A 25,325-nucleotide genomic window follows, 5' to 3' on the forward strand; every position below is an offset into this window, starting at 1 on the left:
TCCTTTACCTTTGCCAATTTTTAAGTAGCCGCAAAATTAATCATCTCACGAATTGTGTACGCTGTGGCGGGGGCGAGGAGAACACCGTTGCGATAATGTCCAGTGGCTAACAGAACGTTTTGATAACCGGAAAGCGGTTCGATGATAGGTGCAGGTCGTCCTTCGGGACGGGGACGCAATCCTGACCAAGTGCGGAGAATAGTTGCTGTGGATAGTTGGGGACAAAAGGCGATCGCTCTTTCCCTCACCTGCTGTAAAAGTTCCCTATTCGCAGAGATTTCCGGAGCTTCTGTGGGAAATTCTACCGTTGCTCCCACCCAATATTCCCCCTTTCCCTGGGGAACAATATGCACATCATCCCCTGTAATTACTGGTTGAAAATCAAGATTACCCATACTTTCACTGAGTTGTAAGTGTAAAGCTTGACCCAGAACAGGACGAATATCGACCATCTGATTTAATTGAGCGGTGAGCAAAGTAGAACCGAGTCCGGCGGTGATAATAAATTTATCGGCAGTAATTTTTCCCCTACTTGTCTCAATTTCCTGACAAATAATTCCCTGACTCTGGGGGTGGGATTTCATCCCGATGACATCGACTCCAAATTGAAAATTTACCCCGTGATATTTTGCCCCATCGACTAAAGCTAGAGTCAGAGCGGTGGGATCGATTTGCATATCCTGGGGAGAGTACACCGCACCAATTAGGTTATCTGTAGCGACTTGGGGACAAAGGTGAGCTAATTTATCTGTGTCAAAAATTTCTAATTGCCAGTTTTGCTGCTGACGAATGGTGACTAATTTATCCCACTGGGAAATTTCATCAGCTTCTGGGGTTTTGGTCAATAACAGCAAAATTCCCTGGGAATTTCGGGGAATTAAACGACCTGTAATTGCTTCGAGTTCTGGGATTAGGGTGAGATAACGCTGGATGCTAGTTTGCCGCAGTTGCCAAGCTTTACCCTTGACTTTGTGACTAATAATTCCCATTAAAACACCTAGAGCCGCCCCTGTGGAAGCCTGGGCAGGTGGTTGTCTATCGAAAACAGTGATATTGAGTCCGGGAACTTGACTCAATTCGTAGGCGATCGCTGCTCCGATCACACCACAACCGATAATTGCAATATTCATGAATTGAGTAAGGGGTGAAGAGGGGAGAGCAACAAAGTGTGTTCAGGGGACATAGGGTTTAGGGTTAAGAGTATTACCCATTCCCTATTCCCTATTCCCTATTTTCTATTCCCTATTTCCGAATTAACCTTCCTCCGTGGCAGTTTCTGGAGTTGCAGGAAGTAAATTCAGGAATTCGTCAATGTCAGAGAAAGCAGAGCTATAGTATTTCAAAGCCAGTGTTTGGTTGCGATCGTCTGTAGCTTGGTCAATTTTAACCAAATGGTCAAATAAATTCCGTGCTACTTTTCGCGCTGCTGCTTGCTCTTTGGGCAGCAAGTTAGGCGCTACGTAGTTCATTGCCAGTCGTAATTCTGCCATAGGACCATGGATGAAATTACCGACCTTAATCCATTCTTTCTTTGCAATCAGAGCTCCTAATTCTGAACTGCGATCGCGCACTGCTTGAATATCAGGTTTGTATTCCTGGATAATAACTAATTGTTCTGGTGTATAGGTAGCAGGTGCTTTGGCTTCTACTGGACCACCACAACTAATCAGGAAAGTGGCTAACAGAACTAGAATCAGGGAGAAAATTGAGCGTTGACGCGCCATATGACCAAGAAAATGTATGATGTGTTGCCGTTTAACAGTGTCATTTTAGATCGGAGAGTGTTACTTGTGAGCCTGATTAATCAAGGATTTTGTAAAAAATTATCCAAAGTTCAATAGTTAACAACAAATTGTCACCAAACAATAGTTAATCGTGATACAGCAAAGTTCTGCATAAAAGATTCTAATTGAGTAAAATTGCTTAATATATCTGCATAATGGTTAATGAATTGAGATGAGTCTAGGAGTCATACCAGAGTTAATAGGTAATAGCGGATAGGTATGAGGAACCAGGGAGCAAAAGGAGAAGAGAATAATTCATCTTGCTTCTAAACTTCTTCCCATTACTGATTACCGATTACCCAATTACGATGAGGAGTATATTTGTGAATGCAGCTGAGATGGCAACAAATCTGGAATTTGCTAGTAAAATCGCAACGGTGGTGAATTTATTTAAACGAGAATTCCCAGATGCAAAATCAGACCTCAAACCCTGGACAAATGACCCTGAAACCCTAGAATTAGTTGATCCAGAATCTATTGATATTGGCTTTCACTTCCCTGGTATAAGTAAATCTTGGCGTAGTCGTAGTGTTTTGATTCAGATTCGATTTTATCAAGACCCTATCAGTAGTTTCCGCCGTGCTATTGGTATCGAAATTGCTGGCTTTAGTCATTTGGGTGAAGCTTGGCGACTTTCTACGGTAGAAAACTGGGGTTTTGTGGGCAAAACTCAACCATCAACAGAAGTTTGTGACAAGTTAAAACATATTTGTCGAGAAATCTTACAAATTTTTAATCAGTCAGCTGATTGTTGAATTTTGTGTAAAAATAATCACCCAGAGAGATGTTCCGCCGGAAAGTCTTGGGAAAATTCAGGGAATCTTCAGAAGCATTATGTAGTTTAATGTAATTGAATACTACACAATGCTTATGAATAGCAATAATTGCCCAGAGCAAGGTACTTTGCAGACTCAGCGTTTGATTTTACGACCTTTGACCTTAGAAGATGCTGCATCTGTGCAAAAATTAGCAGGGGAGCGAGAAATTGCCGCAAATACCCTATCTATTCCTCACCCTTACCTTGATGGGATGGCAGAAGAGTGGATTCAAACCCATCCCCAATTATTCCAGGAAGGGAAAGCGGTATTTTTTGGGGTAGGAATCAAGGAAACTGGAGAATTGTGCGGGGTGATTGGTTTAGGAATTAATTCCGAACATCAGCGCGCGGAGATGGGTTACTGGATTGGTAAACCCTGCTGGGGTAAAGGTTTCTGTACGGAAGCAACCGCAGAATTGCTGCGCTATGGTTTTGTGGAATTGGGATTAAATCGCATCCATGCTTGTCATTTTCGTCGCAATCCAGGTTCGGGGAGGGTGATGCAAAAAATTGGCATGAAATATGAGGGAAGTCACCGTCAGCATATCTACAAATGGGGCGAATTTGAAGACACCATCAACTACGCTATTCTCAAGGATGAGTGGCAAGAGCAACATTGCACTGCTAATTCATAACCAGAAATTATAGATTCCAAATATCAAAAGCCGGCAGTAGGATTTGAACCAACGACCTTCCGATTACAAGTCGGATGCACTACCACTGTGCTATGCCGGCAACTTTTACACACAATTACTAACTATATCAGAGCCGAACAAATTGTCAAGGAATTTTAGACCTTATGGCAGAAAATTATTTTCAGATGTCTTGACAAATCAGGTTTGACAACAGCGCGATTGTGATTTTTCCATCAAAAACCCCAGAAATTATCCCACCTCATCTATCTAACTACCATTTCTCTAAATTCCGGCTACAGATAATTCTCCCCCTGCTCCCTTCGACTGCGCTCAGGGCAAGCCTGCTGTCTATGTGTAGCTTTATTTTGGAGAATTGGTGTAACTCTCCTTTCCTTCCTCCATTACCTTGCCTCAGGAGGACAGAAAACGGAAATTTCTAGGATAAGAGCAAAAATATCTGGTACAGTTTTAGAGCGCAAATGATTTATTCTGACTGGGTGCAAACAAGGAAATACCAGCATATTTCCCTGATAAATTCTACTCCTTTAGGACTGAAATTCAGTATTTGAGGGATAAAATTTTTCTGTTTCTGTCCTGTATTGCCAGTCATCATCCCCTATTTTCTACGATACAAGCATGGCAGAGTTGAGTGGACGAGACTTATTAAGTCTAGCGGACTTAAGTTCTCAAGAAATACAAGAATTGTTGCAGATGGCATCTCAATTGAAGTCTCGCCAGCTACAGTTGCGGTGTAATCGAGTGTTGGGTTTGTTGTTTTCTAAAGCTTCGACGCGCACCAGAGTTAGCTTTACTGTAGCAATGTATCAGTTGGGTGGACAGGTAATTGATTTAAACCCCAATGTTACCCAGGTGAGTCGGGGTGAACCTGTGCAGGATACCGCACGAGTATTAGATCGATATTTAGATATTTTAGCGATTCGGACTTTTGCCCAGGCAGAATTAGAAACCTTCGCCAATTATGCCGAAATCCCAGTCATTAATGCTTTGACTGATTTAGAGCATCCTTGCCAAATTCTAGCGGATTTATTGACTGTCAAAGAGTGTTTTGGTGATTTTTCCGGTTTGACTTTAACATATGTTGGGGATGGCAATAATGTAGCGAATTCCCTGATGTTGGGGTGTGCTTTAGTTGGAATGAATGTGAGAATTGCCACTCCCCCAGGTTATGAACCAAATCCGATAATGGTGGAAAAAGCGCGGAGTATTGCCCAAAATCAAGCTCAGGTAGTTGTGACTAATGACGCAGATGGGGCTACCGAGGGTTGTCATGTTTTATATACTGATGTGTGGGCAAGTATGGGGCAAGAATCCGAAGCAGATAATCGGATGCCAATTTTTCAACCCTATCAAATTAACGAAAAATTACTCACTATTGCCCATCCCCAAGCAATTGTTTTACACTGTTTACCAGCCCATCGAGGTGAAGAAATTACTGATGGTGTGATGGAAGGTTCTCAATCTCGGATTTGGGAACAGGCAGAAAATAGAATGCACGCTCAAAAAGCTTTACTCGCAAGTATTTTAGGTGCGCAGTAGCAGTTAGGGAAAAGAAGTTAGGGGAAAAAGTTAGAAAATATTTTCATTTTTTTCAATAAATTTTGCATTTTCCCTTTTCATAATGGGTGTTTTTGTAGTACTAATGTTCTTAGAACATATGTATTTGGCTGGCAATTTTATGGAGAGACTAACTGAAGCTCAAAGAGAATTGTATGAGTGGTTGGTGGAATATATTCGCATCCATCAACATTCTCCTTCAATTCGTCAAATGATGCAGGCGATGAATTTAAAGTCTCCTGCTCCGATTCAGAGTCGTTTGGAGCATTTACGCACCAAGGGATATATTGAATGGAATGAGGGGAAAGCACGGACGATTAGAATTTTACGGGGAAATAAGCAGGGTGTACCCATTTTAGGAGCGATCGCTGCTGGTGGTTTAATTGAACCCTATACTGATGCTGTTGAGCATCTAGATATGATGAACATGGCTTTACCATCACAAACCTATGCTTTGCGGGTGAGTGGTGACAGTATGATTGAGGATTCCATCGTTGATGGAGATTTAGTATTTCTACGACCAGTAGCAGAACCTAATCAACTGAAAAATGGCACAATTGTAGCTGCCAGGGTGGAAGGACATGGTACAACCTTAAAACGGTTTTATCGTAGTGGCGATCGCGTCACATTACAACCGGCTAATCCTAAATACACACCCATAGAAGTGAATGCAATTCAGGTACAGGTGCAGGGTTCCTTAGTTGCAGTATGGCGTAGTTATAACTGAATTGGGGGAATGGGGGAAAATCCCACACTCCCTAATTCCCTACCGGAAATTTTTCAACCCCCAACTCTAGGGTGATTTATGTACCTCACACGGGAGCAAGTTCAACAATTACCAACTTTCAAACTACGAGTACCCTTCGTTGGTGAAAGTCATGGTATTTATCACACTCAACCCCTTCCAGGATGTCCGAAAATTCCTGCATCTCTGCAATTACGGCAATACCAGCGTCAAGCAATTACCAACTGGTTTGCTAATCATGGTAGAGGAATGCTGAAAATGGCAACAGGAAGTGGTAAGACAATTACTGGATTGGCGATCGCTAGTGAACTATACAAACAAATTCAACTCCAAGTCTTACTTATAGTTTGTCCCTATCGTCATCTTGTCACCCAATGGGCAAGAGAATGTGAAAAGTTCAACTTGCAACCCGTCTTAGCATTTGAAAATATTCGCACTTGGCAAAGTCAATTAGCAACGCAACTATATAATATTCGTGCTGGTACTCAACCTTTTTTAACAATTATTACTACCAATTCTACCCTGATTACTCCAGGATTTCAATCACAAATTAAATATTTACCAGTCAAAACTTTGATTATTGGCGATGAAGCTCATAATTTAGGAACACCCAAATTAGAAGAAAGTTTGCCGCGAAATGTAGGTTTACGCTTGGGTTTATCTGCCACCCCTGAAAGATATTTTGATGAGATAGGAACCCAGTCTCTTTTTAACTATTTTGGTAAAGTTCTACAACCAGAGTTTACCTTGAAAGATGCTATTAATCAGGGTGCATTAGTCCATTATCTTTACTACCCAATATTAGTAGAATTAACAGAAGCTGAAAGCATCTCCTACGCCAAAATCACCCAAAAGATTGGACGTACTTTATTATATAGAGAAAAGACAGGAGATGATTCTGTCAATTTTTCCAACCTTGAAGATAATGAAGATATCAAACAGTTGTTAATGCAGCGAGCAAGGTTAATTGGTGCAGCAGAAAATAAGCTCCATGCATTGCGAAATATTATGCAAAATCGCCGTGATACTACCCATACTCTTTTCTATTGTAGTGATGGTTCCCAGGAAGATGCACAGCGTTCTAGTCTCCAGCAATTGCAAGCAGTCGCCAGAATTTTAGGTACAGAAATTGGTTATAAAATTAATACCTATACTGCTCATACATCCCTCACAGAAAGAGAAGCTATTCGTCGTCAATTTGAAAATGGAGAATTACAAGGTTTAGTTGCCATTCGTTGTCTGGATGAAGGTATGGATATTCCTGCGATTCAAACGGCAATTATCCTCGCAAGTTCAGGGAATCCTCGGCAATTCATTCAACGTCGTGGAAGAGTTTTACGCCCTCATCCAAATAAGGAAAGGGCAACGATTTTTGATATGATAGTTTTACCTCCAGATTTAGAAAGAAACACTCTAGAAGTAGAAAAAAACTTATTAAGAAAAGAGTTACGTCGATTTGTAGAGTTTGCAGATTTAGCAGATAACGCAGGGGAAGCAAGAATGCAATTACTAGATTTACAAAAAAGATACGGACTATTAGATATTTGATATTTTTAATAATTGGTATCTTAATCAATTAGTCAATACAATCAGATACAAAAATTAAGGTTGCCTCTGTGAAATTAGAGTTTAAAAACTTATAGTAACTATTAACTTAATACAATACATCAATAATGGTTTGGCAATCCTGAATTTCTGTAACTGATGAACTAATTTTGTCGCCCATTCCATTTATCAGAACTAGAGTATAGTTTCAAAAATGCTGCTTCTTCTTATCAAATATCTCTTTACAAAAATTATATATTTATTACACAATTTTTCATCATAATTTTCCGGAAAAGCAACAAAAGTAACAGTAATGATACCGATGGATAATTCATCCTAGAAAGGATTAAAATATTCAATAAAGATACTTTGATAAAAGTATGGAAAAACAAAATATTGATTATGTGCAAGAACCAATAGATACTGCACCATCAGAAGTACAACAAATCATTGAGCGAGTGTGTAAACTAGAAAAACAACGTCTCGATCGCAAGTTAAATAGTCATATCAATGATGATATTTTAAGTATTATCAAGGATGTGGTGCGATGAAATTAATTTCTCTGCGTTTGTGTAATTTTCGTTCCTTCTATGGAAAGACACCAGAAATATTTATTGCTCAAGGAAATACCCAAAATACTACTATTATTCATGGCAATAATGGAGCAGGTAAAACTAGCTTATTAAATGCTTTTACTTGGGTTCTGTATGAAAAATTTACTGCCGCATTTGCTTCCACAGAACAATTAGTAAATAAACGGGCGATCGCAGAAGCGGAAATCGGCAAAAGTATTGAGTGCTGGGTAGAAATTATTTGGGAGCATGAGGGGAGAAAATATCGTGTACGTCGAGAATCAAAGGTTTATAAAAATCATCAGACTATCGACAACGGTAAAACAGAATTAAAAATGTGGCTATTTAGAGATGATGGTACTCTCTCCTATGTTGATAAGCATTTAGAAGATATCATTAATCAAATTTTGCCCCATAGTTTACATCAATACTTTTTCTTTGATGGTGAACGTATTGAGCAAATTGTTCGTGTTGATAAAAAATCAGAGATTGCAGAAGCAACAAAAATTTTCCTAGGAGTGGAAGTTATCAATCGTGCAATTCGTCATCTCAATGATGCCAGAAAAACCTTAGATAATGAACTCAATACCATAGGAAGTGCAGAAACAAAACAGCTTATACAGCAGCAAAGTAAATTAGAAAAGCAGATAGAATTAATTTATCAAAGACAACAAGAAATTAAAGAAGAAATAGAATTTCAAAATCAAATAAAAAAAGAAACTAGTAATCACTTAAGAGATTTAAATAATGCCAAGGAATTACAGGAGAGGAGGCAATTTTTAGAAAAGCAAAAGAAAGATAATCAGGAAAATTTACGTCAAAGTCGTAATAGCGTCAAAAAAATAATTTCTACCCGTGCTTATACAGTACTTATTCCACAAACTACAAGTAAATTTCGGGACATCATCAATCATCTCAAGCAGCAGGGAGAATTAAGACATGGAATATCCCAGGAATTGATTCATGAATTATTAGATAATCATCGCTGTATCTGTGGTACAGAGCTATCTGAAGGTAGTCAAACACGGGAAAATATCGAAAAACTTTTACAAAAAGCCACATCATCCCTAGTGGAAGAAAAAGCTATCCGTATGACTGCAAAAGTTGATGAAATTGATAAACAAGCCATTAATTTTTGGGAGGCAGTAGATAGGGAACAAAGTCAAATTAATCAATTAAGAATAAACATCGCTGAGATTGAGCTAGAACTTGATAATATTCAAGAAAAGCTTCGCAAAGACCCCAGTGAAGAAATCCGCAACCTCCAGCAGCGTCTAGAGGCAATTGAAGAAAAAATTACAGAACTAACTTTAGAACAAGGAGGTAATCAACAGAAAATTTATCAGTATCAAACAGAATTAGAAGCTTTAATTAAACAAATTCATAAGCAAAAATTTAACGAATCTCGACAGCAATTAGCTCAACGTCGTATCCAAGCAACCCAAGAGGCGATCGCGCGTTTAATTGAAGTTAAAAATCGTCAGGAAGAACAGTTCCGTTTGCAACTAGAGCAACGTATTCAAGAAATATTTAGTCAAATAGCTTTTGCTCCCTATATTCCCAAAATTAGCGAAAAATATGAATTGACTTTAGTAGAAAATACCACAGGAATTGAATCACCAGTTGCTGCATCTACTGCGGAAAATCAAATTCTCAGTCTGTCTTTTATTGCTAGTATTATTGATAGAGTCAGAGAATGGAGCCAAAAGAAAAAAGTCTTGATGGTTCCTGATAGTAATACTTTTCCCATAGTTATGGATTCACCCTTCGGTAGTTTAGATGAACAGTATCGTCGTCAGATTGCCAAAGTCATGCCACAAATGGTGAACCAACTGATTATATTAGTCAACAAAACTCAATGGCGAGGAGAAGTCGAAACAGAAATTACTCACCGAATTGGTAAACAATATATTCTTACCTATTACTCTTCTAAACCTGATTGTGAGGTGGATGATATCGATATAGCAGGTGAAAGATACTATTTAGTCAGGCAAAGTCCTAATGAATTTGAATATACAGAAATCACACCAGTCAACCATGACTAAAAAATAGTTTTTCAGGAAAAATTGCCCCAATATATACAAAATTATTAAGTACTTACTATGGCTGACAGCGGTAGAATTAGAATAGCCAAGGATAAAGCCGAATTAGTTAAAGAACTAGCTTCTGATGATACCGATAAAGGAGTATTTCAAACCTTTGCAGAAGTAGTTGTTTTTGCTGCTGCTTTAGGAGTAAAACACCAACGTCAAGTTCCCCTCAGAGAAATATCGAAAAGAGAACCTGCACCTATTCGCCTAGATATTTTTGCAAGTAATGGATACGATTGGCTAATTAAAGTCTTAGGTGTTAATTATACTGGCAATATTCAAATACTTGCTCCCGATGAAGACCAAAATCAAGCTTACCAAATTTTTGAAGAGTACGCTAATGGGGGACTAGAAATACTTCAAGGAGAATTACACGGAGCAGTTGACTATTCTGAAAGAATATTATTACTACTGAATTATGAAAGAGATAATTCAACGGAAGAAAATGAGGAGTTTGATTTGAGTCGATTTCTCACATAATTTACTATACATCGCTTTTGATGTATGTGATGCACAAAAATCGCGGATTAAGTCATAAACCTTAGAATTGAAATTTGGCATTATATCTCATAAAAATCAAATATGCTGTATAGTCTTATATCCGAACATACTACTTATGAAAGTCAGCCAGAAAACCCAAAAATTTGGTTACTCCCTATTGTAATATCCGATTTAAAATTCCATTTGGATAAACAATTTCAATCCATAATATTTCAGAACCAACCAAGTGTAATTTTCACAGCTTTCACTGCATCCGCTACTGCCCCAACACTAGCTGAAATTTTGTAAGGCTTATCTATATTTTTAGGATTTGTCTCTATCCTAACTATATTATCCTTCCACAGTTGATTTTCTCTTGACCAATCTATATCTATTAATTGAGCTATCTTTGCTTCATCAAAACAATTTTCTGCTGAAGAATAAGTATGGTATAGTAAGCGTCCTAGAACTTCTAGTCCAACACTAGTTCCTAATAAGCAATCTTCCTTAAATTCAGCGACATCTTCAATAGTCAGTTCTTCTGTTGGGGTATCATAAACATATTCCGTATTACTACATCTTGAGAAAAAGTTGCTCAGGCAAACTACTAAAGCGTCAGATGCTTGGTAGACATCTATTCCTTTTAAAGGGTCATTGATACTATTAGCAAAGCTACAACTGACTAGTTTAGATATATAACTAGTAGTATAAATTAGCTTTTGTTTTGTAGTAGGACTGCTTTTAATTTTTTCCGTCTTGTCTTTGAACATTGGAACTCTATTAATCAATTCCTTGGTAATTCCTACACAACCAGAAAATTCTCCAAAGGATAATATCAGCGATTTATCTAATGCTTTTGTTTGAGCCATATCACGGAAGTCTTTCTGGCATTGGCGATGATCTCCCTCTAGCACCAACGTTATGGGAAAATCATCTTCTGCAATTAAATAACCATTGTTACTTTCGATTAACTCATGTATTGCCCGTTTCCGGTGCTGTCCATCAGTAATATCTAATTTAACTCCACGATTAATTACAACTAAACAAATGCCACGACCAAATTCAATAATTTTTATATCTTCTGGATTGACATTAGCAGTTAAAGTCCCAACAATCCAAGGCTTATTTTTTTGTGAATTTTCAATGATGTAATCTTTAATTTCTTCTGCATGCCCTTTTACTTCTGGTCGATTTTTTCCGGAATCAGGGTCGTTATTTGTCGAAGGTTTGGTTTGTAACAAACCAGAAAAATCTCTAGCTGGTACATTGATTTGTAGCATTGTTCTTTGACCCTGTTTCAGGATTAAACCTGGATAACATCTTTCTCGATAATACTTTGAGAAAAACGGTTCAATGAATGTACGAAACTGAGTTTGTTCTTCTGGGGTAATGTTATCTATACTGTTCATAAGATTGAATTACTGAGTATTTCGGAAAATTTTCCTCGTAGACTTACATAGCATAATATCCCAAAAAAAATAATCATAACTCAGTAATAACCGTATGTTTGAAATAGAAGTACTAACTTAAAATTTCTGGAAGTCCAACTTTTTTCGGCTCCACAAACTTACCCTCAAAACTAATAGTTCTGTTTTCAAATGTTCTGCATTTTGCTAAATCCTTCCTTAATTCTGCACGCTCCATCTGTTCTTGAATTCCTCCCAAAATATACACCAGTAACCTTGCAGCTAATTCTTTCCCAGATACTTGTATCCTTCTCTTGTTAGGATCATATAGGATTCCATACCATAAAGATTGAGGAAACTCTATAGCAGTAAAACCGCCCTTTTGATCGAATATCCGCAGTTTCTTGAATATGTCTTCTAATGTAAAACCTTTTTGAAAAACTAAGATACCTAATGCTTGTGCAAGGGCAATTTGTCCTACCGGACGAAACAACATATTTCCTTCCCCTTCGTCCTTTTCAAAACTAAAACGACGCAGGGAGGGAGTATCCGCATGTTCAATAATTTGATAGCTTGGGAGACTGGCTAAACAGTCAAATAATTGGTTAAATTTATCTATTCCTTCCGATAGCTCTTCATCATCGGGACGCAGGGGAACTAAACTTTTATCTATCGCTTTCCAGTGAGGAAATTTATGCCCTAAATAACGTTCTGACATCTCAGTTAACGCTTGCAAAGTGGTTAAAACTGTAGATTTAGTTGCAATCGTAGCACTATTCCAATTAACACGAGGATTTCTCTTATCTCGTTGTTTTAATAAAGGATGGGTGACAGCAATTTTTCTAGCAATAATGGCAAAACCATTATCTTCATTTAACTGTGCTAATTGTCCCTTACTCAGGGGAGTTGCCATCAAATTCACATGAACAAAAATTGAACGTACTCTTTTTCTGGCTTCCTCACGGGTTTCTCCTGCAACTACAGCAGAAATAAATTCTATCCCAATGGTTTCTTGAGGTAAATTTTGAATATCAGTGAGTTTAATGGAGAACTTCTCTATTAAATCTTCTAATTTGAGATTTGTCTCATAGGTTGTTTTATCTTTCCGATATCTAGGAATTTCACCAGTTTTAAGTAATTCAATTAATCCTTGCACCCCCATCAACCGATGTTGACCATCTAAAGCGTATATTGTCAAGTCTGTTTGTAAATTAATTAACCCAAATTTTTCTCGAATATCAAGGGGAGTAAAGGCGATCGCGGATTTTTTTGCCCTACCTTTTTTATCCCATTCCTTTGCTTTGGGATTATCTACCCAAGATGGACTAACTACAACTAATACAGGTGGAAATTTATGATGTTTACGAGTTGCTAAATATTGTACCAGGGATATTTGCCGTGACCAATCTAGGGGACGCTGCTGAATTTCATCAATAGTCTCAGCATCAATGTCAATATTTCCTGACTGGGAATTATACTTGCGGTGTAATAGGGGTAAACTAGAAGCAAATTTAACTTGGTTAGCAAACCATTCTAAAGTAACAGAACTGACATAAGCTTCTGTTCCCCCCATATTCGTTTTTTGTACTAGAATTTTTTGATTGTCATCTAAATACTGATTGAGCAAAGATTTTATCCTTTCTTCCTCAGAATCATCAAGATGGGAATACTGAGTTGTGGTAGATGTGATATTGTCCGCACTAATACTTTCCATGGGAGTTTTCTAAGGGCATAGAATGTAACATATGATAACTATATATGAAGTTGATTCTGGATTTAGGAAGTTTTTAAAAACCGTAATATGTACAATTTTATGCAGTATTATAGGATGTCGGCGTATTCTATTGCATTTTCAGAATCACGGGAGTTAGGTCAAAACTCATGACAACAGTTCAAAAATCAGATAAGAAAAATCAAAATCAACGCACTGTTGCAGAGTTTGTAGAAGATGTAGAACTACTGACTCAGGAAATTCAAGATTTATATTGTTTAGATGCTATTCCCTGGGTAATTGGAGTCTCATGGGGAAAAGATAGCTCCGCTATTTTGCAACTGATATGGAATGCTATTTCCACGTTACCAAAAGAAAAACTCCATAAAACAATTCACGTTATTACAACTGATACGCTGGTAGAAAATCCGATTATCTCTGCTTGGGTTCGTAAATCCATGCAGCAATTAAATTTAGCTGCACAAGAGAAAAAAATCCCGATAGAACCTCATTTACTTCAGCCTGTTATTGTAGATACATTTTGGGTGAACCTGATAGGCAGGGGTTATCCTGCACCTCGAAATCAGTTTCGTTGGTGTACCCAACGCTTAAAAATAAACCCTGCTAATTATTTTATTCGGGAAATGGTTCGAGCCAATGGAGAGACAATTCTAGTCTTAGGAACTCGCAAAGCAGAAAGCTCCAAAAGAGCGGCTACTATGCAAAAGCACCAAGTTGGTAGAGTACGCGATCGCCTCAGCCCTAATAGTAGCTTACCAAACTCATTAATTTATACTCCCATAGAAGATTGGCGTAATGATGAAGTTTGGTTGTACTTAATGCAATGGGAAAATCCTTGGGGGGGAAATAATAAAGATTTATTTAATATATACCGAGGTGCAACAGCAGATAATGAATGTCCTTTGGTTGTTGATACTTCTACGCCCAGCTGTGGAGATTCCCGTTTTGGTTGTTGGGTTTGTACCCTCGTTAGTAAAGATAAATCAATGGAGGCAATGATTCAGAATGATGAAGAAAAAGAATGGATGAAACCTTTGCTTGATATTCGCAATGAGTTGGATGTTAGAAACGATTATGATAAACGCGATTTTCGACGTATTTGGGGAGAAGTCCAATTATTTGAGCGCAATAAAGACGGAGAAACATCTGTAGAACCAATACCAGGTCCCTACACAAAATACTGGCGAGAATATTGGTTAAAAAGTGTTTTACAGGCGCAAACAACAATGCGTCAAACCGCACCAGAGAATATGCGAGATATTACTCTCATTTCCCTAGCAGAATTGAGCGAAATCCGCCGTATTTGGTTAGAAGACAAGCATGAATTTGATGATAGTTTACCTCGGATATATCAAGAAGTGACAGGCGAAGAATTTCAAGACCCCCGTCCTGGTGCGGACTACAGCCTACTAGGGAATGATGAATGGGCAGTTCTGGAAGAAATTTGTGCAGGTGATGCCATGCACTTAGAATTGATGGCAAAACTACTAGATACGGAAAGGCAATTTCGGAAAAGGTCGAGACGTGTAGGAATTTATGAAGCTTTAGAAGGGTGTTTCAAGACTAGTTCTCGCTCCCAAGAAGAAGCAATTAAAAATGCTCACTTTAAACGAGATTTAAAGGAAGCTGTTACCAAGGGTGATATAGATAAGGTGAGACAATTAACGTTAGGGGATGTGGTTAACCCTCCACAGGAAGACACCCAAAACAATAAAAGTCAAAGTTGGGCAGGTAAGAAATTTAAAAAGCAGAAAGACAACTAAAAATTGGGTGTTTTCATAGTATTGATGAATATAATTCGATATGGTTCAGTTAATCAGATTTAGTTCTGAAGGGTTAGAGAGGAGCAAGTCTTAACTGAACTGTATTGCAAGATAATTTTGTTATCATCAAAACTTCCTGTAGATGTGACAAAGTAACCCTTACCTCAGCTGAGTACAAGAAATATCGATTTTATCGTACTGCGATGGTGATTTCTAGGAATTCCGTTTGTAGCTTCTTGTAGCTTCCAATAACAAAGCACCCATCAAAACTTGAGAACTTGACAGGTGCTTATTCTGGGATACCCCCAGGGGAATTCGAATCCCCGTTACCTCCGTGAAAGGGAGGTGTCCTAGGCCTCTAGACGATGGGGGCGCGTCCTTGACACTTTTATAAATTTAAAGGTTTTTTTCTCGAATGTCAACTAGTTTGATCAAAAAAATCTCTATATCTTGGGGCAGATAGTGGATAGTAGAATAGTATCCCTGATGAACTGTGTAAGCAGACCAGATGAATATGAGCGGTGAAAATACCTGACTCATGTTTCAAACGGGCTGATACGGTAGACTCAGAACTCCAAACTCTTTGGAATTAGCGGTTTGTGAACTATGTACATCAAGTTGAGTGGATGAGAATAATCATGGAAATAGAGAATGACGATTCTGCTGTTTACAGCCTTGCTTGCAAGTTCGTTACATAATTGAGGATGATTAAGATTTACTATTCTTTACAAAAGATTTTGAAATTTATCGCTCAAAATCTCAGACATGGAAGCATCTTTTGAAATTACCTTGCAGATGGCGATCGCCGTTTTTGCAGGGATTTTGGCTCAAGTATTGGCTGCGTACCTGCGAGTACCTAGCATCGTTTTCCTGCTGATGTTTGGTATCTTGTTAGGGGCAGACGGCATCGGTTTACTTCACCCCCAGGTATTGGGTACGGGACTAGAAGTGATCGTGGCTTTGGCGACGGCAATTATTTTGTTTGAAGGTGGACTCAACCTCGAACTCCGAGACTTAGGAAAGGTTTCTACAAGCTTGCAATTACTTGTCACCCTGGGGACGATGGTGACGTTATTAGGTGGTAGTATGGCTGCCCATTGGTTAGGGGAATTTCCCTGGGCGATCGCCCTCCTCTATGCTTCTCTGGTAGTCGTGACTGGACCAACGGTAATTAGCCCCCTATTAAAGCAAATCAAGGTAGATAGGCAAGTTGCCACCCTCCTAGAAGGGGAAGGAGTACTGATTGACCCCGTAGGAGCCATCTTGGCAGTTGTCGTTCTCAACACCATTTTAAATGACCACGCAGCCCCCATGGCGGCAATTAGCAGCGTGCTGACTCGTTTGGGGGTTGGTGCGGTTGTCGGGGGTGGGGGTGGTTGGCTCATGAGCTGGATTTGCAAACGGGCAACGGTTTTATCCTTTGAATTGAAAAATTTGGTAGTTTTGGCGGGGTTATGGGGTTTATTTGTCCTCGCACAGATGCTACGTAGTGAGTCCGGATTAATGGCAACCGTCGTTGCAGGGGTGGTATTTGGCGCTGCATCCGTACCGGAGGAGCGTTTACTGCGACGGTTTAAGGGACAACTGACAATTTTGAGTATCTCAGTACTATTTATTCTCCTGGCGGCGGATTTATCTATTGCCAGTCTGTTTGCCCTAGGGTGGGGCAGTGTATTGACGGTGTTGGCACTGATGTTTATTGTCCGTCCCATCAATATTTTGTGCTGTACCTGGAATAGTGACCTGAATTGGCGGCAAAAATTATTTCTTTGCTGGGTAGCACCACGGGGTATTGTTTCTGCTTCCGTTGCCTCTTTATTTGCGATCGTCCTCACCCAACGGGGGATTAATGGGGGGGAAGCCATTAAAGCTTTAGTTTTTCTGACAATTATTATGACCGTTGTTTGCCAAGGTTTAACTGCTGGAGTCATTGCCCAATGGTTACAAATTACATCCCAGGAAGCGACGGGAGCAGTGATTGTTGGCTGTAATCCCTTAAGTTTACTCTTGGCTCGTTTGCTGCAAGAGCGCGGTGAGAATGTAGTGATGATTGATACTGATTCCCAAGCCAGTCAAAAAGCCGAGGCTGAAAATTTGCGAGTGATTACCAGCAGTGCCTTAGATGAGAACGTCTTAGAAGAGGCAGGATTAGGCGGTATGGGAACCTTTTTAGCGATGACAACTAATGGGGAAGTCAATTATGTTTTGGCACAAAGAGCCGCAGAAGAATTTAACCCACCCCGTGTGTTAGCCGTATTTCCCCGTGACCCCCAGGCAAATAATGCAACAACGAAAATGAAAGTGAGTCAAGCTTTTCTAGGAGAGTTGCAAATTAAGACCTGGAATCAGTATTTGAATGATGAGCAGGTGAAATTGGGGATGACAACTCTCAAGGAACCGGGCTTTTCTTTGCAAAAGATTCAATTACAAGCCTTGATCAAAACAGGGGAACTAGTACCGATATTTATCGAACGAGAAGAGAAACTGCAAGTTATGCCTGCTGATGAAGTTTGGCAACCAGGCGATCGCATTATTTATCTATTACATGACCCCCGTCCCAATTTACTCAAGCGGCTTTCTGGTTCTAGTCAAGCCACCAGATTATCCCTGGAAAAACTCCCAGAAGTGGAAGAATTACCCATTGCCAAGTCTAGCGACATCTCACTTAAACAGCTTTAACTGCTCAATTAAATGGTCAAAATAGGGAGCTATCTGAGCTTGTTGCCCCACCTCCACCCGCTTTAAACTCGCCGTCTTGATACCTTCTAAGCCGACAACCATGGCATCCAAGGGAACCTGTAACTCTTGATACAGTAGCTGCATATAATGCAAACCCTCGCTACTTGTATAGTCAGTGCGTTGCCCTGCAATTCCGTAGGTAATACAGCGTAGAAAGTGCCAGAAATCACGCCAACAAGCATCAGCCCGCATCGCTGGGTATAGTCCACCACCGGGCTGGGTGATATTGGGGAATGCTTCTAATACCTGATTTCTCGCTTCATCCACAATTTCAGTGACGCGATCGCGCAGTTCTTGAGTTAAGGGAATCACCGTTGCGGTTGAGGGAACCAGCTGCTGAATCTGCTGTAAGTCCTCATCACTGAGATAACGTCCCCCATCATCTGCTGCTTGGAATAGCTGAATTGACTCCGGTGGATGGGTATTTTGCCAGGTAGTAAAACTGACAATCCGCGCTTTTTGAATTAATTCTCGTACGGTTTCACTTAGGACTGTTTTGGTCACGTCGCTTCGCTCCCGATTCAAAATTCTCAAATCTTTAACCATCCCCATGTATCACCCTAGGGACTTGTATCTGTATGATTGACCTGATATTTGTTGGTGTAATGATGCCCCCAACGAATCATCAACATCATCAGACAAACTCTATTTTCCCATGTTTCCCGGCTGATTTGGATGCAAGCTAAAGTATAAACAATCGTTAAATCTTCGCTGCTATGGAACTCCACGAAATCGAAGCCGAACTACACAACTCGGATTTTCAATACCGCCTGAAAGCAGTTTCTGCTCTCCAAAATTATCCCATGGACGTTGCTGTTCCCCTACTGACCCAGCATATCAAAGACCCAGAATTTCTTGTACGCTCCTTTGTTGCCAGGGAATTGGGTAGACAAAAAAATTCTGATTCCTTTGCGGCTTTACTACAAATCATCAAGTTTGATAACACCCCCAATGTACGGGCAGAAGCTTCCAACTCCCTATCCTTATTTGGTAAAGTTTCTGCTTCCCATCTGGTGCAGACATTTGTCAGAGATGACCATTGGTTAGTACGTCGTAGTATTCTTGCAGCTTTGGTGGAAATGGATTGCCCGGAAGAAATTTGGGAAGTTTGCCTTTTGGGAATAGCCGCAGAAGATACCGCAGTTCAGGAAGCCTCAGTAGATGCTCTGGGATGGTTAGCCAATTCCCGTCAGTCTGAAATTGCCCTGTCTCAACTTCTGACCTTAAAAGATTCCCCCTTTGAATATATCCGGGTACGAGTTGCCTATGCCCTGAAAAATTTTCCTACTCCCGCAGCCAAGGAAGCTTTAGCACAACTGAGACAGGATAGCGATCACCGTGTAGTTGGAGCCGCTATGGAAGATTTACTGCTGTAGGCTTCAGATATAAATTCGTATATAAATATGGCGATCGCCCTACCCATCCCAAGAACTGCGAACTGTTTTTCCACCACTGTTTTCGGGCGACATCTCAATCATTTATGGGCAAAGGTATGAAGAAGCCAGGTATGATGGAAATCTGAAAACAGGTGAGATGTGTCAAACAGGGTTTATGCCCAGGAAAATTCGAGAGTTCAAAGCTCAGATTGAACGTGAGGGGTTTATTTACTTGCCTAAGCGCGGCAAAGGAAGTCACGAGCGTTGGCGACATCCTTTGCTTGGAAAAACACTGACCATCCCAGGTAAAAATAGTGATGATGTCCCCATTTATCTAGAAAAGCAGCTAGAAAAGTTGCTAACGGCATTAGAAGAACTGAGGGAGGAAGAGGATTCATGAGTCGATATAGCATGATTGTTCAATGGTCTGATGAAGATCAGCTGTTCTTAGTCACGATTCCAGAGTTTGCGGATCGCGTGATTATGCCTTGCACTCATGGTAAAACTCGTGAGGAAGCAATTCATAACGGCGAAGAAGTGATCGAAATGTATTTAGAAGCTTGGCAGTCAGAAGGAGAGTCAATTCCTACTCCTAGTACACTTCAGATTGCCTGATCATTTCGTTTATAGAAATGGAAAATAGAACCCATCTCATCTATGCTTTTGCCTCTCTTGATTCTAGAGAAGTTCAAAAATACTCATTTCGGGCGACAGGAATCAAAAAAGAGTGGTTTTTCCGTCAAGCTTACATACCAGATTACTCTTTTTATATTGCCCATTTAACTGACCCTAGAGGAAGTTACGTGAACGGAGAATGCAAAATTAATACAGCGTCAGCGTTTCGTTGATTCTGAGTACTCTGCTTATCTCCGTTATGCTGTGCCAGAGGAAAAAGTCTATAATTCCTGTAGTTATATTTACAGATTTTTACATTCAGACGGGCAAAATTTGAAAAGAGCCAAGGTGAGTATTTTTGCTGGCACAAATAGGAGGAAGCCATGACTGAGATACCAATCGGTGGTGAAATGCTCTGGAAACTAGAAGGGGACGATCGCGTGTTGTACCTCAGACATAATGCTTCGGAGCCATGGCTGCCCTACGAAGATTTCCCCCAATATGTCCTCCCTGACCCCCAGGGCTTTTCTAAGGGAATTGCCACCTTTTTAGCATTGTTGAAGCAAGGTTGGACAGCGACTAAATCCTAAAAATATCAACATTACCTTTCCAGACTAGCCCGTGTGGTACGGCGGGTTATGGGATGGGCTGTGTCTAATTCTCCAGCAGGTTGACTCAGAAGGCGCGATCGCGCGGCATCATTTAGCCCCTGAACCTGGGTAAAATCTGCTCCGGCAATACTTTCTAACTGCTCAAACTCCACACCAGTCATATCTGCCGCTCGTAAATCAGCCCCTGCTAAGTTAGCCCCATTCAACCGTGCATTACGTAAATAAGCACCTGGTAACCAAGCTGCCCGCAAGTCTGCCTGACTCAAACGCGCCCCCTGAAGATTCGCCAGGGTTAAATCAGCACCCCCTAAATATGCCCCTAATAAGCTTGCCCCCTGTAAATCAGCATGACGCAAGTTGGCTGTATTTAACTCAGCACCATTCAAGTTAGCATGGGGACCGATCGCCCCTGAGGATTTGTAGGCAAAACCTTCAGGAAATTGGGTTTGGCTATCATACCTTGCCCCTAGGAGTTTACTGTCCGTCAAAATCGCACCCCGTAAATCTGCGCCACTCAGATCGGCTCGGTATAAATAAGCTGCCTGGAAGTTGGCATCCCGGAAAATTCCTTGACTGAGATCTGCTCCCCGTAAATCTGCGCCACTCAGATCGGCTGCACTCAAATCCGCTTTGTGGAGATTGGCTCGAATTAAAATTGCCCTACTTAACTTTGCTCCTTGTAATTCCAAACCACTGAGGTTGAATTGATACAAATCTTCCTGACTAAGAGCTATTCCCGCCTTCAGGACAGCCAATACTTCTTGGGGTGTTTTGTAAGTCTCCCTGGTGATCATGGGTTGAAATCGTGAGATTATTTAGGGGTATTGTACCGCGACATATCTACAATCAAGCGGTTTGGGCATTGATTGCCCATATTTTATTCGAGGATGACCTATGCCGTTTGTACCACCGATCACGATGATGGACTTTTTCCGTAAGAGTCAAGGAGTCTGGTTTACCCAGCGTACGGTACATCACTTCAATACGGTAGCAGACCAATCGGGGGAATCAAAGCTATACGTGAATGTCATTACCCAGGATGATCCACGGGTACAGAGCATCTGTGAGCAACAAAACATCGCTGCCGCTAGGGCTAGGGGGGGAGCCAGTTTTATGTGGCAAGCCCACGACGACGATCGCGAACCTAACCCAGAACAAGCTGCCGTCTTAATTGATGTCCCTGACGATGAAAGCGGGCGATCGGGAAAATTGCTCCGAAATCAGGGTTACGTGGAAAAAATTCCTGTGGCGAGTCGCTATTGGTTTGGTCAAGATGGCATTTTAACTATTGATACGGAATATGAAAGCAACCAAGGGCAAGAGCGTTGCTGGTTTATGACTGATGATTTTCGCGTGCGTGTTAGTACCGTTAGGACGATGAACGGCGTATATTTAATGACCTATTGCTCGGAAAGACGTTGTTTAACTGAGGCGAACTTAGCTGAAATGGTACAACACAATTTATCAAGGGATGTGATGGGCGAGTCGTTAATTTCCCAATAAACTTTTTCTGTATTCTTTGCCTTTTGGCAGGAAAAATTCCCTTTTGAAATTTAGAAAACCTATGACTGAACCAGATAAATCTGCCCTGAAGGCGCGAAATCAATTACTAGGAATGTTTGTGGCGCTCTGCATCCTAGATATCACCTTGGTAATCATAGTATGGGATATGTGGGCAATTGGACGTATCTTGCTCACAATTGTTGTGATGTACTTTGTTTTCCAGGGTAAGAAGTGGGCAAAATGGTTATTGATGGGTATCTGTAGTTTTTTAGTTGTGGCTCTGGTTGCTATGGTGATTCTCCTGAGAACAAAGCTCTCAACAATGGTAATTGTCGGCAGTCTAATCATGGCAGTTCTGAGTGCAATTATTGCTATTTATCTGGCTAGTAGCCAAGACTTGCGTCATTACCTCGCATGGAAAAGGCAAAATAATCCCCAATAACCGAAATTTATTAAATTTTATGTCCATAGGATTTTAAGCTGAGTCATATTCATTTCCCCGCCACATCCCTATACTGACTCAGGATTTCAGGTCATTTCCTGGGTAGCGATCGCCACCTCAAAATTTGCAGAGTCGCGTTAAGGAACGTTACTTTGTTTAATATATTCGAGACTCTTGGTCTCAGAATCCCCTATTCTTAGAGATCAAGGCAGATGAGTCTATAAATATTTTATGTATAAGCGCTTCCTTGAGCATCTGGAACAATCCTTGTTTCAACGGTTCACATTGCAAAGCCGCCCCATTCCTCCAGGATTGGAGTATCAGGTGAGCGATCGCGGGAGAAATCCCGCCACGATTCGCAGCTGGTGTTATCAATGCCCTGAGTATCGGAAAATCCGCTATACCTATATTGACGCAGGGGCAAGTGCCCAGATTCTTAATAGTGTCATCTATCCCAGTCACTACTATGAATTACCCCTACTCGGTATCGACTTTCTGTCCTTTGGTCAGGTGAAAAACCTGATTGTTATGGATTTCCAGCCTTTATTTCAGGATGAAGCGTACCTGAAAAAATATATCTACCCCCTACAGACATTACATGATAAGTATCCAGACTTAGTACAAGACCTGGAAATGAAATTCTACGATGCGAACCAGTATTTTTCTAAATATCTATTGTTCGCTAAAACCGATGCCGAAACGGTGAAAACTCGTGTATTTGCAGCATTTAAAGATTATTTAGACTTGTACTGGCAAATGCTAGCCCAAGCCCAACCTCTGACAGATCAGTCTGATATTCAGCGAATTGTCAAAGCCCAAAAAGACTACGACCAATACAGTGCCGATCGCGATCCAGCTTCTGGTCTGTTCAGTAGTTATTTTGGACATGAATGGTCAGAGCGTTTTTTGCATGAATTTTTATTTGAGGATGCTGTACCCCTGGCGACTAGCGGCAAAAAAGTAAATTAAATTTATCATGACTCTGTATCAGCCGTTTTTAGATTACGCGATCGCACTTTTGCACGCACGTCTGGACTTGCAAGCTTACCCCATTCCCCCAGGGTTCGAGTCCAAGCAAGCAACGGTAGGTAAGGGCAAACATCAAGAGGAAGTCTTGACCACAAGCTACGCCTATCAATCGCCAAAATTGCGACAAATCCGAGCTGCCCATGTTCAAGGAGGCAGTTCCCTGCAAGTGTTAAATTTTGTGATTTTTCCCCACCTCAACTATGACTTACCTTTCTTTGGGGCAGATTTAGTCACATTGCCGGGAGGACACCTAATCGCCTTGGATATGCAACCTCTATTTCGAGATGATTCGGAATACCAAAGGAAGTATACCCAGCCCATCTTGCCGATATTTGAACAATACCAGCAACACTTACCCTGGGGAGGGGACTTTCCCGCAGAAGCCCAGCCCTTTTTCTCCCCTGCCTTTTTGTGGACAAGACCCCAGGAAACGGAAGTGGTAGAAACCCATGTGTTTGCTGCCTTTCAAGCATATCTGCAAGCTTACTTAGATTTTGTTGACCACGCGGAACCCATCACGGACTCCCAGCAAAAAACAGATATTCAGCAAGCACAGCTACGTTATCTGCGCTATCGAGCCGAAAAAGACCCAGCACGAGGTATGTTTAACCGTTTTTACGGTACGGAGTGGACAGAAGAATACATCCATGGCTTTTTATTTGACCTAGAACGCCAGTTAGCGACAACGGCTAGCCATTTCTAGAATCAACAGATATCTGGTTAAAATCAGGAAAGTAACATTTCTTTACTTTTTGATTAATACTTCTCTTGACTGGTCATCAAAGAAATTAAAGTTAATATTCTGTCACAATTAACGTAAATCCTTTGGTGGTAGATAGAGTAGACCTCTGGTTAAAAAAGATTTTGCCGTGATGATTGGGAATGAAAAAAGTTGAAAACTGGATGGGCAAAATATCCTCTCACCCTTTTCCCCTAGCCCTTTCCCGACTTCTACAACCAGTCCGATAACATCCCTCCCAGGTTAAGTTTTTCGCCGATTGTAAAAAGTTGTTGATAAATTGTAATAAATAACGATCCAACGACATAGTATAAACAAAAATAGGAACACAACAGGTACAACTTGTTGGTTTGCCAAATGAGTCAGTTTTTCGATTTGTAAAGAACTGTAAAGGATTCCCATCTACGCAACTCGCAAGATGAAAAGAATCCATCTCCCAGGCAAAGTTCCGATGATTTATCGGCGCGACAGGCAGCAGAATTGCCTCATCTCACCGAAGCCTAATTGTCCGTACGCAAATTAAACACATTAGGAGATTGAATGTATGTTTGACGCATTTGCAAAAGTAGTCTCCCAGGCTGATGCACGGGGCGAATATATCACCGGTTCCCAATTAGATGCTCTCAGCGCTATGGTTGCTGATGGCAACAAGCGTATGGACGTTGTTAACCGTATCACCAGCAACTCCTCCACAATTGTTGCGAACGCTGCTCGTTCTTTGTTTGCAGAACAACCCCAATTGATTGCTCCCGGTGGTAACGCTTACACCAGCCGTCGGATGGCAGCTTGTCTGCGCGACATGGAAATCATCCTGCGCTACATCACCTACGCTATCTTCGCTGGAGATGCTAGCATCCTTGATGATCGTTGTCTGAACGGTTTAAAAGAAACTTATTTAGCTCTAGGAACTCCTGGTTCTTCCGTAGCAGTTGGCGTACAAAAAATGAAAGATGCTGCGGTTGCGATCGCTGGTGATACCAACGGTGTTACCAGAGGTGATTGCTCCAGCTTAATGTCTGAAGTTGCTAGCTACTTTGATAGAGCTGCTTCTGCTGTTGGTTAAGCAAGAACTGAGTCTGTTTATTTTATCAGCTTCAGATAGCTGAAAAGATTGCTACAAGCTATTT

General features: G+C 40.7%; 25 protein-coding genes and 2 tRNA genes. 19 read left to right on the top strand and 8 right to left on the bottom strand.

The window, feature by feature from the left end:
* Nucleotides 1-20: 20 nt before the first annotated feature.
* Together IJ00_RS13605 and psbQ are read right to left on the bottom strand one after the other, a co-directional pair.
* Nucleotides 21-1,130, bottom strand: a complete 1,110-nt coding sequence (locus IJ00_RS13605; RefSeq protein WP_035153852.1) for an FAD-binding oxidoreductase — start codon at nucleotides 1,128-1,130, stop codon at nucleotides 21-23.
* 123 nt (nucleotides 1,131-1,253) lie between these two features.
* Nucleotides 1,254-1,724: a photosystem II protein PsbQ gene (psbQ, locus tag IJ00_RS13610; RefSeq protein WP_035153854.1), complete on the bottom strand. Its 471-nt coding sequence runs from the start codon at nucleotides 1,722-1,724 to the stop codon at nucleotides 1,254-1,256.
* Between the two features lie 383 nt (nucleotides 1,725-2,107).
* Between psbQ and IJ00_RS13615 the strand changes: the two genes are divergently transcribed.
* Nucleotides 2,108-2,539, top strand: coding sequence for a hypothetical protein (locus IJ00_RS13615; RefSeq protein ID WP_035153856.1), 432 nt, complete (start codon nucleotides 2,108-2,110; stop codon nucleotides 2,537-2,539).
* Between the two features lie 115 nt (nucleotides 2,540-2,654).
* A complete protein-coding gene (locus tag IJ00_RS13620) occupies nucleotides 2,655-3,236 on the top strand; it encodes a GNAT family N-acetyltransferase (RefSeq protein ID WP_035159026.1) in 582 nt (193 codons plus the stop codon).
* Between the two features lie 28 nt (nucleotides 3,237-3,264).
* Here the strand turns inward: IJ00_RS13620 and IJ00_RS13625 are convergent.
* Nucleotides 3,265-3,336 (bottom strand) — tRNA-Thr (locus IJ00_RS13625).
* Between the two features lie 536 nt (nucleotides 3,337-3,872).
* Between IJ00_RS13625 and argF the strand changes: the two genes are divergently transcribed.
* The 6 genes from argF (at nucleotide 3,873) to IJ00_RS13650 (ending at nucleotide 10,243) form a co-directional block, all read left to right on the top strand.
* The gene (gene argF / locus IJ00_RS13630) at nucleotides 3,873-4,793 is read left to right on the top strand and encodes an ornithine carbamoyltransferase (RefSeq protein ID WP_035153857.1); all 921 of its coding nucleotides are present in this window, start codon (nucleotides 3,873-3,875) and stop codon (nucleotides 4,791-4,793) included.
* A 139-nt stretch (nucleotides 4,794-4,932) separates the two neighbouring features.
* On the top strand, nucleotides 4,933-5,538 hold the full coding sequence (gene lexA, locus IJ00_RS13635; RefSeq protein WP_035159028.1) for a transcriptional repressor LexA: 606 nt from the start codon (nucleotides 4,933-4,935) through the stop codon (nucleotides 5,536-5,538).
* Nucleotides 5,539-5,616: 78 nt separating this feature from the next.
* A complete protein-coding gene (locus tag IJ00_RS13640; RefSeq protein WP_035153859.1) occupies nucleotides 5,617-7,104 on the top strand; it encodes a DNA phosphorothioation system restriction enzyme in 1,488 nt (495 codons plus the stop codon).
* A gap of 377 nt (nucleotides 7,105-7,481) precedes the next feature.
* Nucleotides 7,482-7,652 carry a hypothetical protein gene (locus IJ00_RS29045; RefSeq protein WP_168163479.1) on the top strand — a complete coding sequence of 57 codons (171 nt, stop codon included), beginning with the start codon at nucleotides 7,482-7,484 and terminating at the stop codon, nucleotides 7,650-7,652.
* A complete protein-coding gene (locus tag IJ00_RS13645; protein WP_035153861.1) occupies nucleotides 7,649-9,718 on the top strand; it encodes an AAA family ATPase in 2,070 nt (689 codons plus the stop codon). The genes IJ00_RS29045 and IJ00_RS13645 overlap by 4 nt, the downstream gene beginning before the upstream one ends.
* 57 nt (nucleotides 9,719-9,775) lie before the next feature.
* The gene (locus IJ00_RS13650) at nucleotides 9,776-10,243 is read left to right on the top strand and encodes a DNA phosphorothioation-associated protein 4 (protein ID WP_035153863.1); all 468 of its coding nucleotides are present in this window, start codon (nucleotides 9,776-9,778) and stop codon (nucleotides 10,241-10,243) included.
* A 233-nt stretch (nucleotides 10,244-10,476) separates the two neighbouring features.
* Here the strand turns inward: IJ00_RS13650 and IJ00_RS13655 are convergent, their stop codons facing one another.
* Nucleotides 10,477-11,652, bottom strand: a complete 1,176-nt coding sequence (locus tag IJ00_RS13655; RefSeq protein WP_035153865.1) for a DNA sulfur modification protein DndB — start codon at nucleotides 11,650-11,652, stop codon at nucleotides 10,477-10,479.
* 112 nt (nucleotides 11,653-11,764) lie between these two features.
* Nucleotides 11,765-13,363, bottom strand: a complete 1,599-nt coding sequence (locus IJ00_RS13660) for a DGQHR domain-containing protein (RefSeq protein ID WP_035153866.1) — start codon at nucleotides 13,361-13,363, stop codon at nucleotides 11,765-11,767.
* A gap of 167 nt (nucleotides 13,364-13,530) precedes the next feature.
* Here IJ00_RS13660 and dndC point away from each other — a divergent pair, with 167 nt between their 5' ends.
* Nucleotides 13,531-15,144 (top strand): DNA phosphorothioation system sulfurtransferase DndC, encoded by a 1,614-nt coding sequence (gene dndC / locus IJ00_RS13665; protein WP_035153867.1) that lies wholly within the window; start codon nucleotides 13,531-13,533, stop codon nucleotides 15,142-15,144.
* Between the two features lie 300 nt (nucleotides 15,145-15,444).
* On the opposite strand, the gene IJ00_RS13670 is transcribed toward dndC, so the two are convergent.
* A tRNA-Glu gene (locus IJ00_RS13670) sits at nucleotides 15,445-15,517 on the bottom strand.
* A 392-nt stretch (nucleotides 15,518-15,909) separates the two neighbouring features.
* Between IJ00_RS13670 and IJ00_RS13675 the strand changes: the two genes are divergently transcribed.
* Nucleotides 15,910-17,823: a sodium:proton antiporter gene (locus tag IJ00_RS13675; RefSeq protein ID WP_035153869.1), complete on the top strand. Its 1,914-nt coding sequence runs from the start codon at nucleotides 15,910-15,912 to the stop codon at nucleotides 17,821-17,823.
* On the opposite strand, the gene IJ00_RS13680 is transcribed toward IJ00_RS13675, so the two are convergent.
* Nucleotides 17,806-18,387 (bottom strand): phycobilisome protein, encoded by a 582-nt coding sequence (locus IJ00_RS13680; protein WP_035159029.1) that lies wholly within the window; start codon nucleotides 18,385-18,387, stop codon nucleotides 17,806-17,808. The genes IJ00_RS13675 and IJ00_RS13680 overlap by 18 nt on opposite strands.
* A gap of 212 nt (nucleotides 18,388-18,599) precedes the next feature.
* Between IJ00_RS13680 and IJ00_RS13685 the strand changes: the two genes are divergently transcribed.
* From IJ00_RS13685 to IJ00_RS13700, 4 genes are all read left to right on the top strand, one after another.
* A complete protein-coding gene (locus IJ00_RS13685; RefSeq protein ID WP_035153871.1) occupies nucleotides 18,600-19,259 on the top strand; it encodes a HEAT repeat domain-containing protein in 660 nt (219 codons plus the stop codon).
* A 175-nt stretch (nucleotides 19,260-19,434) separates the two neighbouring features.
* The gene (locus IJ00_RS13690) at nucleotides 19,435-19,659 is read left to right on the top strand and encodes a type II toxin-antitoxin system HicA family toxin (RefSeq protein ID WP_035159031.1); all 225 of its coding nucleotides are present in this window, start codon (nucleotides 19,435-19,437) and stop codon (nucleotides 19,657-19,659) included.
* A complete protein-coding gene (locus IJ00_RS13695; RefSeq protein WP_035153872.1) occupies nucleotides 19,656-19,874 on the top strand; it encodes a type II toxin-antitoxin system HicB family antitoxin in 219 nt (72 codons plus the stop codon). The genes IJ00_RS13690 and IJ00_RS13695 overlap by 4 nt, the downstream gene beginning before the upstream one ends.
* A 383-nt stretch (nucleotides 19,875-20,257) precedes the next feature.
* The gene (locus IJ00_RS13700; RefSeq protein WP_035153875.1) at nucleotides 20,258-20,464 is read left to right on the top strand and encodes a hypothetical protein; all 207 of its coding nucleotides are present in this window, start codon (nucleotides 20,258-20,260) and stop codon (nucleotides 20,462-20,464) included.
* A gap of 11 nt (nucleotides 20,465-20,475) precedes the next feature.
* Here the strand turns inward: IJ00_RS13700 and IJ00_RS13705 are convergent, their stop codons facing one another.
* Nucleotides 20,476-21,279: a pentapeptide repeat-containing protein gene (locus tag IJ00_RS13705; RefSeq protein WP_035153876.1), complete on the bottom strand. Its 804-nt coding sequence runs from the start codon at nucleotides 21,277-21,279 to the stop codon at nucleotides 20,476-20,478.
* Nucleotides 21,280-21,379: 100 nt separating this feature from the next.
* Here IJ00_RS13705 and IJ00_RS13710 point away from each other — a divergent pair, with 100 nt between their 5' ends.
* The 5 genes from IJ00_RS13710 (at nucleotide 21,380) to IJ00_RS13730 (ending at nucleotide 25,261) form a co-directional block, all read left to right on the top strand.
* Nucleotides 21,380-21,988 (top strand): phycobiliprotein lyase, encoded by a 609-nt coding sequence (locus IJ00_RS13710; RefSeq protein ID WP_035153877.1) that lies wholly within the window; start codon nucleotides 21,380-21,382, stop codon nucleotides 21,986-21,988.
* 61 nt (nucleotides 21,989-22,049) lie between these two features.
* A complete protein-coding gene (locus IJ00_RS13715; RefSeq protein WP_035153878.1) occupies nucleotides 22,050-22,430 on the top strand; it encodes a hypothetical protein in 381 nt (126 codons plus the stop codon).
* Between the two features lie 231 nt (nucleotides 22,431-22,661).
* Nucleotides 22,662-23,399, top strand: coding sequence for a 15,16-dihydrobiliverdin:ferredoxin oxidoreductase (locus tag IJ00_RS13720; protein ID WP_035153879.1), 738 nt, complete (start codon nucleotides 22,662-22,664; stop codon nucleotides 23,397-23,399).
* Between the two features lie 7 nt (nucleotides 23,400-23,406).
* Nucleotides 23,407-24,162, top strand: a complete 756-nt coding sequence (locus IJ00_RS13725; protein WP_035153882.1) for a phycoerythrobilin:ferredoxin oxidoreductase — start codon at nucleotides 23,407-23,409, stop codon at nucleotides 24,160-24,162.
* Nucleotides 24,163-24,742: 580 nt separating this feature from the next.
* A complete protein-coding gene (locus IJ00_RS13730) occupies nucleotides 24,743-25,261 on the top strand; it encodes a phycocyanin subunit beta (protein ID WP_035153883.1) in 519 nt (172 codons plus the stop codon).
* Nucleotides 25,262-25,325: the final 64 nt, after the last annotated feature.

It is taken from the genome of Calothrix sp. 336/3 (genome assembly GCF_000734895.2).
Taxonomy (GTDB): domain Bacteria; phylum Cyanobacteriota; class Cyanobacteriia; order Cyanobacteriales; family Nostocaceae; genus 336-3.